Here is a 13,622-nt window from a genome sequence, read left to right on the forward strand (position 1 = left end):
GTGGACCCCGTTCCCAGGTCCGCGCTCTACCGTCGTCCTCCCGACGTCGAACCGGAGGCCGCACGTGGACGAGGCGACCGACTCCGCCGTGGCCGTCGCCGACCTGGCCGAGACCCGTCAGATCGACCTGCTCGAGCCCGGCGACCCCGACCGCATCGGCCCCTACGAGCTGCTCTGCCGGCTGCCCCGCGGCGGCCAGGGCGCGGACGTCTTCGTCGGGTCGGCCCCGGCCGACGGCGCGCTGGTCGTCATCAAGCGGCTGCCCGAGGGCGCGCCGGAGCTGGCCCGCAAGCGGCTGGCCCGCGAGGTGGAGAACGCCGCCCGGGTGAAGAGCTCGCGGGTGGCCCGCATCGTCGACCAGGACCTCGCCGCCGGCGCCCCGTACTACGTGCAGGAGTACGTGAGCGGGACGCCGCTCGACGAGTTCCTGGCCCACCGCTCCGGCGGGCTGACCGACGAGGAGCTGCGGCGCATCGCGATCGGGCTGCTGCGCGCGCTGCGGGACGTGCACGCCGCGGGCGTCGTCCACCGCGACGTCAAGCCCGGCAACATCATCATCTCCGGTTCCGACGTGTGGCTGGTCGACTTCGGCATCAGCCGCTACGTCGGCCCCGAGCCGCCCTCGGGCACCGCCACCACCGGCATCGCGGCCCTGGGCACCAAGCTGTTCGCCAGCCCCGAGCAGCTGCAGGGCGCGGTCCTCACCGAGGCCAGCGACGTCTACAGCTGGGGCCTGGTCATCGCCTACGCCGCGGGCGCCGTCCACCCGGTCGACCCCGACGACACGATGCCGGACTCCGAGTACTTCCTCGCCCTGCGGGCCGGTCGGCTCAACCTCACGCACGTCCCGCCGCTGCTCATGGACAGCGTCAGCCAGGCCCTGCGGTTCGCCCCCGAGAAGCGCCCGTCGGTCGCCGTGCTGGCCCGCCAGGTCGAGCAGCGGACCCGGTGGCTGGGCGGGACGTCGGAGATCCCCGATCCGCGGACGACGATGCGCGACCTGCAGTCGATGGGCGCGCTGGTCGAGGCGGCCCGCTACGAGCTGGGCCGGCTGGAGCGCGCGGTCGCCGACACCCGGGCCGGCTACGCGGCTGCGATCGGGGTCGCCGTCCTGCTCGGGATCGTCGCGGGGCTGGTGCTGGCCATCGTCTACCACGTGCTCGTCTGAGGAGGCGTCGTTGTCCGGGATGTACGAACGGGCCCTGGCCCAGCAGCGGCTCGACGCGCGGCGCCAGCGGTTCCGCGAGCGCCAGCGGGTGCTGCTCGTCGTGTTCGCGGTGACCGCGCTGCTCTTCTTCTTCCTCTTCGTCCGGTGAGCCGCACGTGAGGAACCGCGTCTGCCCCCGCTGCCTGGAGCCGCTGACCACGCCCGTCTGGCGGGACGCCCGGGGCACGCCCCAGCGCCCGCCGGTCGAGCGCCGCGGCCGGTGGCAGCGGTTCCTGGAGCCGCTGCGCACCGAGACCGGCCCGCCGCCCACGCCCAAGGACGCCGCCGGCGCGGCCGCCGCGAACGTCGCCCCGACCTGCCCGAACGGCCACCGGCTGCCCCCCGACCACCTCTCCCGGCCGACCGTCGTCGTCGGGCTGGTCGGGCTGACCGGCGCGTCCAAGAGCACCTACCTGACCGTGCTCATCGACCTGCTGCACGAGGGCGCGCTGGCGCCGCTGGGCATCTCGGTGGAGATGGACGAGGACAGCGCCGCCCGCTTCGACGACTACCGGTACCGGCTGCTGGTGCAGCGCCGGCAGCTGCCGCTGACCCTGCCGCTGCTGGGCGAGAGCAGCTCGCCCGAGCCGTTCACGCTCGTGCTGCGCGGGCCGGGGCGCAACGGCGCCGAGCGGTCGCTCAACCTGGTCGTCTTCGACGCCTCCGGCGAGCAGCTGTACCGCAGCGAGGACATGGGCCAGTACGGGAAGTTCCTGTACGCCGCCTCGTCGGTGCTGGTCATCCTCTCCCCCGGCGTCTTCCCGCGGCTGCGCCACCTGGCCGACCCCGGTGAGGAGTCGATGGGCCTGGCCCGGCACACCCAGATGGTGGTGAACCTCGCCAACCTGATGCGCACGGCGCGCAACCTGCACCCGGACAGCCACCTGGAGGGCGTCTCCACCGCGGTCGTGCTCAGCAAGGCCGACAAGCTGCGCGGGATGCCGGACTTCCCGGCCGAGGCGCTGCGTGACACCGACCTGGCCGCCGCGCCGCTCGCGCACTGGTTCGAGGACGTGCGCCGCAACAGCTCGCGCCTGGTCGACTTCCTCGAGCTCAAGGGCGGCTCCAACCTGCTCACCGCGGTGCTGGGCCGGCTGCCGCGACCGACGGTGCACGCGGTGTCGGCGACCGGCGCCGACGCCCACGACGGCGGCTATCCGGTGATCTCACCGATCGGGTGCCTCGATCCGCTGCTGGTGCTCCTGGCGCGGCACGGCTTCCTGTCCGAGGAGGGTCTCGACCCGGAGGAGACCGGCTCCGGCCTGCGCCGCGAGTGGTCGGGATGAGCGGCCGGGCCTGCCCGCAGGCGGTCTACACCTCGGCGCCGCGGACGCTGGAGGGGCCGGGCTTCGGCGTCTTCGCCGTGTCCGCGGACTGGCCGGCGGCGGTCGGGCGCACCCGCAAGGCCCTCGGGGCGCTGGTCGGCTTCCGGCCCGACGACGGGGAGGCCTACGGCGTCCTGTCCCGCGACGGTGGTCGGCTGCTGTACCGCAAGGTGGCCTCCCGGGCCGACGGGTTCGGCCGGCCGGGCAACTACCTGGTGCACCTGGTGTGGGACGCCGCCGGGCGGCTCGGCGTCCGCGAACTGCTGGAGCTGCGCCGCACCGGCCGCTTCCTGGACGGCCTCGCGGCGGACGCCGACCCCACCGACGCGCTGCCGCCGCTGCGCGTCCCCTCCGCCGACCGGACCCTCCCCGCGCTGACCGTCGACGAGGTGGACGCCCTCACCCCCGGCCTCGCCCAGCTGCTGGCCGCCCTCGCCGCCCGCCGGGGCACCTGCCGGCTGCCCCGGCTGAGCTCCTCCGGCCGTGACGTGGCCGAGGTGGTGTTCGCCGTCCTGCCCCGCGCCCTGACCACCGGGGTGTCGCTGCGCACCGGGCCGGCCGAGGACGACGGCGACACCGCGCCGGTCACGGTGGAGCTGGTCGCCGCGGCCGGCTCCGCGTCGGCCGGACCCGGGGACACCGAGCGGGCCCGCGGCCTGCTGGAGGCGGCCAGCAAGGGCGAGCTGCCGCCGGACGACCTCGCCGACCTGCGCGCGCTCGACGCGTGGCTGTTCGCCGACTCCTGGGCCGAGCTGGACGCTCCCGACCTGACCGCCGACCAGCTGGCCTGCGTGCTCGAGTCCGACACCGCTCCGCGCTGGCTGGCCCGCGGCACCAACGCGGCCGCCGCAATCACCCTCGCCGGCGCGGACCCCGCCGTCGGGGCGGCGCTCCGGACGGCGACGGCGCGGCACCCGGAGGCGGCCGACCGGGTCCGCGGTCCGGTGCTGACCGCCCTGCTCGCCGAGGTCTTCGACGGCGCCGAGGGACCCGCCGAGACCGCCGTGCAGCTGGCCGGTCTGACCCAGGGCGACCTGTGCACCGCCTTCGCCGACGAGGTGGCCCGCGGCCGGCGGGTGGCCCGGCTGGACCGGACGGCCGGCCTGCTGGTCGAGCAGACCCTGAGCCTCGGCGTCGCGCTGCCGCTGCTGGACCTCGCGGTCGACCCCTGGGAGCTGGCCGTGCTGGCCAGCCGCCGCCGGGTGGTCGGGGACGCCCTCGAGCGGCAGTGGCGGCAGGCCGCCGACCGGTCCGACGACGGCGCGCGGACGCTGCTCGGCCACCTCCTCGTCGCCGACGTCGGCTGGCTGACCCGGTTGGAGGACGCGCTGCCGGTGTCCGGCCTGCCCGCCGTGCTGCGCTGGGCGGCCCTGCGGATGGAGGTCGCCGCGGTCGAGCAGCTCGCCGTCGCCGTCGCCACCGGATCGCTGGCCGGCCGCGGCTGGGCGCTGCGCGAGGTGGTCTTCGGCTCGGAGCTGCCCGCCGCCGACGTCGACGCCGTTCTCGGCCGGCAGCTGACCCTGCTGCTGGCCGACGACGGCTGGCCGCGCGAGCTGGCGGAGTCCTTCGCCCGCAGCCGGACGGCGGACGGCGGCGGCGAGCCACCCCGCCGGCGCAAGGCGCCCCGCCGACCCTGAGCGGGCGTCCCGGGCGATGAGTTCCGGCCGGGTCGCGGGTCTGTCCTGGTGTCGCAGGACGCCGCGCGACGCTGCCCGGCACGAGATCCTCCGGAGGACGCCATGACGACCACGCCGGCCGACCCGACCACCACGCTGCCCGGGCGCCCGCCCGTCGTCGACCGGGCCACCTGGCAGGCCGCCCGCGACGAGCTCCTGGTCCGCGAGAAGGCGCACACCCGCGAGGGCGACGCCATCGCCGCCGCCCGCCGCCGGCTGCCGATGGTGGAGGTCGACGGCACGGCCGAGGTCGTCGGACCCGACGGCCCGGTCCCGTTCCGGGACCTGTTCCAGGGGCGCGACGAGCTCGTGGTCTACCACTCCATGTGGTACGACGGCGCGCCGCCCCAGGGGCAGTGCGAGGGCTGCACCTTCAACGTCTGGCAGATGAGGGATGCCGTCTACCTGCACGCCCGCGGCGTCTCGTTCGCCGTCCTGACCGCGGGGCGCTGGGACGAGGTGGCCCGCTACGTCGAGTTCATGGGCTACGCCCAGCCCTGGTACTCGGTGCGCGGGATGGAGGAGTCGATCGCCACCGAGGAGGGGCACATCGTGTGCTACCTGCGCGACGGCGACCGCGTGTTCCTCACCTACTCCACGACGGGCCGGGGCAACGAGCCGGCCGACGGGTCCCTCGGCCTGCTCGACATGACGCCCTACGGCCGCGGCGAGGCGTGGGAGGACAAGCCCGAGGGCTGGCCCGTGGGGCGCCACGCCTGCTGGTACTGGCGCTCGGACGCCGAGGGGAACCCCACCTGGGGCCCGACCAGCCGGCCCGCGCCGCAGTGGACCCGCCCCGGCGCGACCCCCGTGGAGACCCTCGGCCGGCACGGCTCCCACCACTGACGGCCGCGCGGCGGGTGTGGTCCATCCCTCCGCCGGTAGGGACCTTGGGCCCGGTTCCGGACGGTTGCGCGTCGTTAGCGTGAGCGCGACCACGCCCACAGCGAGGGAGAGCCTGTGTCCGCAGCCGGAACCGTCCCCGAGGAGCAGCCCGCCACCGCCGTCGGGGAGGACATCGCGGCGACGTCGCCGGCCGCCACCGCCGCCGGCGGCCTGGCCCGCCTGCTGACCGCCCCGCGGGCGGTCGCGACCGAGACCGTGCACCTGGGCCGGGACCTGGTGGCGATCGCGCGCGGGACCGACCGCATCGCGCCGGCGGAGAAGGACCGGCGGTTCGCCGACCCGGCCTGGCGGTCCAACCCGGCCTACCGGCGGGTCGGCCAGGGCTACCTCGCCTGGGCCGCGGCCCTGGAGCGGCTGGTCGACCGGTACGCCGCTGAGGGCCGGGACCCGCGAGAGGTCGCGCGCGCCCGTTTCGCCGTCGGCGCGCTGGTGAGCGCGGCGGCGCCGACGAACACCCTGCTCGGGAACCCGGCGGCGCTGAAGCGGGCCGTGGAGACCGGCGGCGGCAGCGTCGTCCGCGGCACGAAGGCGCTGGTGCACGACGTCGTCCACAACCGCGGCCTGCCGGCGCAGACCGACCGCTCGGCCTTCGTCATCGGCCGGGACCTGGCCCTGACGCCGGGCGCCGTGGTCTACCGGGACGACGTCATCGAGCTCATCCAGTACCGGCCGAGCACCGAGCGGGTGCGCGAGCGGCCGCTGGTCGTCGTCCCGCCCATGATCAACCGGTTCCACATGCTGGACCTGCGTCCCGGCCGCAGCTTCGTCGAGCACGCCGTCGCCCAGGGCCTGCAGGTCTTCATGATCAGCTGGCGCAACCCGTCGCGGCAGCACGCGCACTGGGACCTCGACACCTACGCGGAGCGGGTCCGGCGCGCGATCGCCGTCGCCCGCCAGGTCACCGGCTCGCCCGACGTCAACACGATGGGGTTCTGCGCCGGCGGCATCGTGCTCAGCACGCTGCTCAACCACCTCGCCGCGGTCGAGGACGACACGGTGCACAGCGCCGCGTTCGGCGTCACCCTGCTGGACTTCAGCGGCGCCGCGCCGCTCAACGCCTTCGCCGGTCCGCGCACCGTGGGCCTGGCCCGGCGCATCTCGCGCACCCGCGGGGTCATCCCGGCCCGCACGATGGGCAGCGCGTTCACCTGGATGCGCCCCGACGACCTGGTGTTCGGCTACCTGGTCAACCAGTGGCTGATGGGCGAGGACCCGCCGGCGTTCGACGTCCTCGCGTGGAACGCCGACGGCACCAACCTGCCGGCGGCCCTGCACGAGCAGTTCCTGCGCATCTTCGCCGAGCACACGCTGGTCCGGCCCGGCGGCGAGACGGTCCTCGGCACCCCGGTCGACCTCGCCCGGATCACCGTGCCGACGTACGTCACCGGCGCGGTCACCGACCACATCACGCCCTGGACCGGCTGCTACCGGACCACCCGGATGATGTCGGGCCCGAGCACCTTCGTGCTCAGCTCCAGCGGCCACATCCAGAGCCTGGTCAACCCGCCCGGCAACCCGCGGATGAGTTACTGGACCGGCGGCGAGCCCGGCCCGGACCCCGCGGACTGGCGGGCGTCGGCGGAGGAGCACACCGGCAGCTGGTGGGGCCACTGGGCGGAGTGGACGACGGCCCGCTCCGGCGACGAGGTGCCCGCACCAGCCGAGCTCGGCAGCGAGAACCACCCGGTGCTCGAGGCGGCTCCCGGGTCCTACGTGCTGGACCGGGACCCGGCCTGATCAGGTGCGGCCGAGGCCGACCAGCGTGACGTCGTCGGTGTCGGGCGGGTCGAGCGCGGCGAGGACCGCGTCGAGCAGCGCCTCGGGGTCCGGCCCCGCCGAGCCCGCGGCGGTGCGCAGCGCGGCCAGCCCGTCGTCCAGCCGGGCACCGCGGCGCTCGACCAGTCCGTCGCTGTAGAGCAGCAGCCGGTCGGCGCCGGCCAGCGAGGTCCGCGTCTCGGGGTAGTCGGGGCTGTCCAGCAGGCCCAGCGCCGGACCGCGGCCGTCCCGGATGAAGGTCGTGCCCCCGGCGCCCGCGTGCAGCACCGGCGGGTGCCCGGCGCTGGCGACCGCGACCTCCCCCGTCGCCGGGTCCAGCTCGGCGACGACGGCGGTGGCCAGCTCGCCCGGCAGCAGGCGGGCGACCAGCTCCCCCAGCGCGCGCAGCGCGGCGCCGGGGCCGAGGTCGCGCAGCAGCTGCGCGCGCAGGGCGTGCCGCAGCTGGGCGGTGATCGCGGCGGCGGCCAGCCCGTGGCCGGCGACGTCGCCGAGCACGACCGCCAGCCGCCCGCTGGGCAGCGGCACGAGGTCGTACCAGTCGCCGCCGACGACGTCCGCGGCGCTGGGCCGGTAGCGCGCGGCGAGCGCGACGCCGGGCACCTTCGGCAGCTCCTCGAGCAGCAGGGTGCGCTGCAGGGCCGCGGCCAGCCGGTTGTCCTCGCCGGCCCGCTGCAACGCCGACTCGGTGAGGTGGCCGGCCAGGGCCGTGGCCGCGGCGACCTCGTGCTCGCGCCAGGGCCGGGCCGTGCCACGCACCGTCTCCTCCCACGCGGCGAACGAGCGGCGCGGGCTCAGCCGGGGGCCGGTCGCCCCCTGGACCGTCTTCGGCTCGTGCGGGTTGCCGCCCCAGGTGACCTGGCGGACGGTCTCCGGGCGGAACCAGGCGAGGAAGTCCCCGGGCGCGGTGCCGACCGCGACGGCGAGCACCCCGCTGGCGGTGTCGGCGACGTCGGGAGCGGCGCTGCCGAGCGTGTCGGTCACCCCGCGCCCGTCGGCCAGCAGCTCCGGGACCAGCGCCGCCACGCGGTCGGCCGGCGGGGTGGCGCCGAGCAGGTGCAGCCGGCCGGACAGGCGGAGCGCGGCACCGCCGGCCGGCAGCAGGTCGAGGAGGGTCCCCGGCCCCGCGGTCAGTGCCGCGGCCGGGGTCCGCGGGGTGCGGCCGAGGGCGGCGACCAGCGCGGCCTGCTGCTGGGCCACCGCGACGACGTCCCCGCGTTCGGCGGTGTCGACGGTCGCGTGCAGCAGCAGGGAGGCGGTGCGGCCGAGGAACTCCGCGGCGACGCGGTCGGCGTAGGAGGGCCGGTGCGGGCCGGCGTAGTGGTGGCAGGCGACGAGCCCCCACAGCCGCCCGCGGTCGATGAGCGAGACCGACATCGACGCGACCACGCCCATGTTGGCCAGGTACTCCAGGTGCACCGGGGAGACGCTGCGCAGGATGGAGCCGGACAGGTCCAGCGGCCGGCCGGTGTCCGGGTGCACGGCCGGGTGCAGCGGCACCGCGCGGTAGCCGGCGTCGGGGATGAGCCGCAGCCAGTTGCGGGCGTAGAGCTCGCGGGCCTGGGCGGGGATGTCGCTGGCCGGGTAGCGCAGGCCGAGGAAGGGCTCGAGGTCGTCGCGGCGGTCCTCGGCGACCACCTCGCCGTTCCACTCGGCGTCGAAGCGGTAGACCATCACCCGGTCGAAGCCGGTGAGGGCTCGGACGTCGCGCGCCAGCACCCCGGTCAGCTCGTCGAGCGACCCGGTCGCCGACAGCCGCTGCAGCACCGCGGGCAGCCGGCGGTGCCAGGCGGCGCCGGCCTGCTCCGCACCCTCGACCGGCTCCCACTCGGTCAGCAGCAGGCCGTCGGCCCGCGAGACGACGAGGTCGAGGTCGCGCCCGCCGACGCGCACGCGCAGCGGGTTGAGCTCAGCGAGGTCGCCGGCCAGCCCGGCGCGCAGCCGGTCGAGGTCGGCGGGGTCGAGGAGGGCGGCCAGGTCGGGGGCCGCGCCGTCCCCCAGCACGTCGGCGGCGTTCGCCGACGCCACGACGACGGCGAGGTCGGGCTCGGTGACGGCGAGGAGGGCGCCGTGCGGCTGGATCGCGCCGGGGACGGCGATCGGCTCGTCCGCGCACCGCGCGAGCGCCTCGTCGGGGACCTCGGGGACGGTCGGGGTGGGCGGGCTCGGCGTCATCCCCGGCGACCCTACGGGCCGACCTCCTCCTCGGGCAGCCGGGCCGACTCGACGATCGGCACGAGGGCCTGCAGCTCGAGCAGGTCGACGACCAGCCGGACCGGGCTGTTGCTGCGCGGGCAGACCACCTGGAGGGCGACGTCCGCGCCCAGCGCGCGGCGGGCCACCATCGCGAGGCACCGGGCGCCGGAGGAGTCGAGGAACGTCGTGGCGGTGAGGTCGACGACCAGTGCGCGGGGCCCCTGGGACAGGAGGGACTCCACGGCCTCCGTGAGCCGGGGAGCCGTCGCGACGTCGAGCTCCCCGCGTACGCTCAGCGCCGGTCGCCCGGAGGCCGTCGTCCGCTCGATCTCGAACAGCACGGGGCGGTCTCCTCGTCGTGGTCCACTGGCTCACCGCAGGGTAGATGCCGCCAGGCGGGAGAGGGGAACCTGCCATGGACATCGCCTTCACCGTCAGCCTCCCGGTGGACACCAGCAGCGTGCCCTTCGTCCGCGGGCTGTGCCGCATGGCGCTGGAGCACCTGCGCGTGGAGCCGGCCGTCGTCGACGAGATCGTGCTGGCGCTGACCGAGGCCTGCGCCAACGTCGTCCAGCACGCCGGGGACCACACGGACTACGAGGTGCAGGTCGCGATCGACGACGCGGTGTGCCGGATCGTCGTCGTCGACGGCGGCGAGGGGCTCGACCCCGACGAGCTGACCTCGGCCGCCACCGCGGACCGGTCCCCGCTCGAGCGCGGCCACGGGCTGCGGCTCATGCAGGCGCTGGTCGACCGGCTCTCCTTCCGCCACGACCCCGACGGCCGGCACCGGGTGACGCTGGAGAAGCGGCTGGCGGCGCCGCCGGCTCTGCGCCTGGTCGACCCGGTCTGACCCGGCGCGCATGCACCGACCCGGCACCGTCCTCGCCGACCGCTACGAGCTGTCCTCCCCCGTCGCGACCGGGGGCATGGGGCAGGTCTGGCGCGCGGTCGACCGCGTCCTGGGCCGCCAGGTCGCGGTCAAGGTGCTGCGCCCGGAGTTCACGGAGAACGCGGTCTTCCTGACCCGGTTCCGCACCGAGGCGCGGCTGTCGGCGGGGCTCGTGCACCCGAACATCGCCGTGCTGCACGACTACGGCGAGGTCGAGCCGGGCGCCGGCGGCGGGGACCGGTTGGTCTACCTGGTCATGGAGCTGGTCGAGGGCCGGCCGCTGTCGACGGTGCTGCAGGAGGAGCGCCGGCTGGCCCCCGACCGGACGCTGGCCCTGCTCCGCCAGGTCGCCGCCGGCCTGGCCGCCGCGCACGCGGCCGGCGTGGTGCACCGCGACGTCAAGCCGGGCAACGTGCTGGTCGCCCCGGACGGCACCGTGAAGATCACCGACTTCGGCATCGCCTGGTCCGCGGCCAACACCCCGCTCACCCGGACCGGTCACGTCGTGGGCACCGCCCAGTACCTCGCCCCCGAGCAGGTGCGCGGGGACAAGGCGGTGCCGGCCAGCGACGTCTACTCCTGGGGCATGGTGGCCTACGAGTGCCTGGCCGGACGCCGGGCCTTCGACGGCCCCAACCCGGTCGAGATCGCGCTCCAGCAGCTGCGCGAGCTGCCCGCTCCGCTGCCGGACGACGTCCCCGAGCCGCTGCGCCGGCTGGTGGACCGGTCCCTCGCCAAGGACGTGGCCCAGCGCATCCCGGACGGCGCCGCTCTGGTCGCCGCGATCGACGACCTCGCCGCCGGCCGGGACGACGCGCGCACCGACACCCTCGTCATGCCGGCGGTCCGCGCCGAGCACGCCACCCATGTGTTCCCGTTCGCCGCTCCCGAGCCCGCCGACGAGGACGCCGGCTCCGCCGCCGCCGAGCCCGAGGAGGACCGGCCGCGCCGGCGCCTGCTGATCCCGCTGCTCGTGGCCCTCGTCGTGGTGGCCGCGGTGGCGGCGGGCGCGCTGGTCCTCGGCCTGCGGGGTGATCCGGCGCCGGCGAGCGCGACTCCCACGCCGCCGCCCGCGCCGACGACGGCCGCCGCACCCCTGGCGCCGCAGGCCCCGCCGGTCGTGCGGGTCCGGCTGACGGCCGAGGAGTACGTCGGGCGGCCGGTGGGGCAGGTGCAGCCGCAGCTGGCCGGCCTGGACCTGCTCGTGCGGCTGGTCGCGGTCGAGACCGCCGAAGTCCCCGCCGGGCAGGTGCTCGCGCTCGACCCGGTCGGCGAGGTGCCGGTCGGCACGACGGTCACCGTCACCCACGCCGTCGCGCCGCCCCCTCCCCCACCGCCGCCGCCGACCGTCGCCCCGACGACCGAGGCGGAGCCGACCCAGGAGCAGGGGAACGGCAACGGGAACGGCGAGAACCGCGAGCGCCGGCGGGACCGGGACCGCGACCGCGACAACGACGAGGACTGAGCCGCCGGACGGGGTATGCCAGGCCGGTGGAGACGATCAGCGACCGGCTGCTCAACTGGGCCTCGATCCTCGAGCCGACCACCCGCCTGCAGGCCGAGCGCACCGCCTCGATGCCGTTCGTCCGCCCGCACATGGCGCTCATGCCCGACGCGCACCTGGGGAAGGGCGCGACCGTCGGGTCGGTGATCCCGACCGAGGGCGCGATCATCCCCGCGGCGGTCGGGGTGGACATCGGCTGCGGGATGGACGCCGTCCGCACCCAGTTCACCGCCGACGACCTGCACGGGCGCAAGCTCGCCGTCCTCCACGAGCAGATCTCGCGGGCCGTTCCGCTGTCAGCCGGCCGGTACAACAAGAAGCTGCGGGACTCGGCGGCCGCGCGGGTGGAGGAGCTCCGCGCGCTGGCGGGCGTGCGGCAGGCCGACGGCGTCGCCGACCACTGGCCGCTGCAGCTGGGGTCGCTCGGGTCGGGCAACCACTTCATCGAGGTGTCGCTGGACGAGGCCGACCGGGTGTGGCTGTTCCTGCACTCGGGCTCGCGCGGGGTGGGTAACCGGCTGGCGGCCAAGCACATCCGGATCGCGCAGGACCGCTGCCGCGGGATGGACCTGCCCGACCGCGACCTCGCCTGGCTCGAGGAGGGGACGGCGGAGTTCGACGCCTACATCGAGGCGCTGCGGTGGGCGCAGCGGTTCGCCCTCCTCAACCGCGCCGAGATGATGGACCGGGTCGCCGAGCAGGTGTCGCGCTTCCTGAACACCGAGGTCGAGCGCCGGGTCGAGATCTCCTGCCATCACAACTACACCGAGCGGGAGACCCACCTCGGCCGCGAGGTGTGGCTGTCGCGCAAGGGCGCGATCTCGGCGCGGCGCGGGCAGGAGGGGCTGATCCCGGGGTCGATGGGGACGGCGTCCTACGTGGTGGTCGGGAAGGGCAACCCGGAGTCGCTGATGTCCGCGCCGCACGGGGCCGGCCGCAACCACTCCCGGGGTGCCGCCCGCCGGCTGTTCACCCGCGCCGACCTCGACCGGCGGATGGCGGGCATCGCCTGGGGCCGGTCGGACGCCTTCCTCGACGAGCACCCGGACGCGTACAAGCCGGTGGACGTCGTGATGGCCGACGCCGCCGACCTGGTGGAGATCCGGCACACCCTGCGCCAGGTGGTGAACGTCAAGGGCGACTGACGTCCCCGGCCAGGGACTTCCCCTGCGGATGCTCGTGCTCTGCCCACCGCGGTGGGCAGAGCACGAGCATCGCCGAGAACAGGTCTGCCGGGTGCGGTTCAGGCCTGTGGGTTCCAGCCGCCGGCTGCCACCCACGCCCGCAGGTCGTGCAGGCCGGGCGCGAGCGCCCGGGTGGCGGCGAGATCGCCCTGGTAGGCGGGCAGGTCGACGAACCAGGCGAACATGGCCCGCGAGTCGGCGTCGTCGCCGAGCACGTCGAGCGGGAGCGCCTCGTAGCGACCGGGCCGGCCGGCCCGCTCGCCGAAGACGGCGGCGATCTCCTCCCCCGTCCGCTCGTCACCGGCGATCTCGATGCTGCCGCCGGGCACCCGGGCGGGGTCGAGCAGGACGGCGGCGGTGGCCACACCGATGTCGGCGACGGCGATCATCTGCAGCGGCACGCCCGCCGGCAACGGCATGCGGACGACGACCCCGCCGTCCTCGGTCGCGGCCATCCAGGCCAGGTTCTCCATGAAGAACACCGGCCGGACGACGGTGGCCGGCAGCCCGACCGCAGCGAGGTGCTCCTCGACCCGGCGCTTGCTCTCGAAGTGGGGATGCCGGTGGACCGCTCCGCGCCGCCGACCGAGTTGTAGACCAGGTGCTCGACCCCGGCGTCGGCGGCGGCGTCGACCACCGCCGTCCCCTGCCGGACCTCCGACTCCGGACCGCCCGCGCCGAACGGGGTGGTCATGGCGAACACCCGCTGGACACCGGTGAACGCCGACCGCAGGCTGGCCGGGTCGGCGAGGTCGGCGCGGACCAACTCGGCCCCGCGGTCGGCCAGGTCGCTCGCCTTGGCGGGGTCGCGGACCAGCGCGCGCACGCGGGCACCGGCGTCCAGGAGGGCGCGGGCGACGGCGCCGCCCTGCTGGCCGGTGGCCCCGACGACGGCGATGACGGTCATGGGTCTCCTCGGTCTGGGGGGTGACGGCCTCACTCTGCCGCTAGCGTCCCGC

The 13,622-nt window shown here is 76.0% G+C and carries 11 protein-coding genes and 1 pseudogene; 9 read left to right on the forward strand and 3 right to left on the reverse strand.

Going from position 1 to position 13,622, the window contains the following annotated elements; translation table 11 throughout:
* Positions 1-64: 64 nt before the first annotated feature.
* The 6 genes from PGN05_RS15015 to PGN05_RS15040 all read left to right on the forward strand — a co-directional run bounded on the left by PGN05_RS15015 (position 65) and on the right by PGN05_RS15040 (position 6,851).
* Positions 65-1,168, forward strand: coding sequence for a serine/threonine-protein kinase (locus PGN05_RS15015; RefSeq protein WP_419753361.1), 1,104 nt, complete (start codon positions 65-67; stop codon positions 1,166-1,168).
* A gap of 10 nt (positions 1,169-1,178) precedes the next feature.
* Entirely contained in the window at positions 1,179-1,316 is a 138-nt protein-coding gene (locus PGN05_RS15020; protein WP_419753362.1) for a hypothetical protein, read from the forward strand.
* Positions 1,317-1,323: 7 nt separating this feature from the next.
* Positions 1,324-2,493, forward strand: coding sequence for a TRAFAC clade GTPase domain-containing protein (locus tag PGN05_RS15025; RefSeq protein ID WP_419753363.1), 1,170 nt, complete (start codon positions 1,324-1,326; stop codon positions 2,491-2,493).
* Positions 2,490-4,169, forward strand: coding sequence for a hypothetical protein (locus PGN05_RS15030; RefSeq protein WP_419753364.1), 1,680 nt, complete (start codon positions 2,490-2,492; stop codon positions 4,167-4,169). Before PGN05_RS15025 ends, PGN05_RS15030 begins: the two co-directional genes overlap by 4 nt.
* Before the next feature lie 102 nt (positions 4,170-4,271).
* A complete protein-coding gene (locus PGN05_RS15035; protein WP_419753365.1) occupies positions 4,272-5,054 on the forward strand; it encodes a DUF899 family protein in 783 nt (260 codons plus the stop codon).
* Between the two features lie 114 nt (positions 5,055-5,168).
* Positions 5,169-6,851 (forward strand): PHA/PHB synthase family protein, encoded by a 1,683-nt coding sequence (locus tag PGN05_RS15040; RefSeq protein ID WP_419753366.1) that lies wholly within the window; start codon positions 5,169-5,171, stop codon positions 6,849-6,851.
* Here the strand turns inward: PGN05_RS15040 and PGN05_RS15045 are convergent, their stop codons facing one another.
* Both PGN05_RS15045 and PGN05_RS15050 read right to left on the reverse strand, forming a co-directional pair.
* A complete protein-coding gene (locus PGN05_RS15045) occupies positions 6,852-9,062 on the reverse strand; it encodes a SpoIIE family protein phosphatase (protein ID WP_419753367.1) in 2,211 nt (736 codons plus the stop codon).
* An 11-nt stretch (positions 9,063-9,073) separates the two neighbouring features.
* The gene (locus PGN05_RS15050) at positions 9,074-9,424 is read right to left on the reverse strand and encodes an STAS domain-containing protein (RefSeq protein WP_419753368.1); all 351 of its coding nucleotides are present in this window, start codon (positions 9,422-9,424) and stop codon (positions 9,074-9,076) included.
* Positions 9,425-9,498: 74 nt separating this feature from the next.
* Here PGN05_RS15050 and PGN05_RS15055 point away from each other — a divergent pair, with 74 nt between their 5' ends.
* The 3 genes from PGN05_RS15055 to PGN05_RS15065 are packed head-to-tail and all read left to right on the forward strand — an operon-like array spanning position 9,499 to position 12,624.
* A complete protein-coding gene (locus PGN05_RS15055; RefSeq protein ID WP_419753369.1) occupies positions 9,499-9,936 on the forward strand; it encodes an ATP-binding protein in 438 nt (145 codons plus the stop codon).
* A gap of 10 nt (positions 9,937-9,946) precedes the next feature.
* Positions 9,947-11,440: a serine/threonine-protein kinase gene (locus PGN05_RS15060; protein WP_419753370.1), complete on the forward strand. Its 1,494-nt coding sequence runs from the start codon at positions 9,947-9,949 to the stop codon at positions 11,438-11,440.
* Between the two features lie 26 nt (positions 11,441-11,466).
* A complete protein-coding gene (locus PGN05_RS15065) occupies positions 11,467-12,624 on the forward strand; it encodes an RtcB family protein (protein WP_419753371.1) in 1,158 nt (385 codons plus the stop codon).
* 98 nt (positions 12,625-12,722) lie between these two features.
* Here the strand turns inward: PGN05_RS15065 and PGN05_RS15070 are convergent.
* Positions 12,723-13,570, reverse strand: a pseudogene (locus tag PGN05_RS15070) (NmrA/HSCARG family protein).
* Positions 13,571-13,622: the final 52 nt, after the last annotated feature.

It is taken from the genome of Geodermatophilus sp. CPCC 206100, assembly GCF_048569675.1.
GTDB lineage: Bacteria > Actinomycetota > Actinomycetes > Mycobacteriales > Geodermatophilaceae > Geodermatophilus.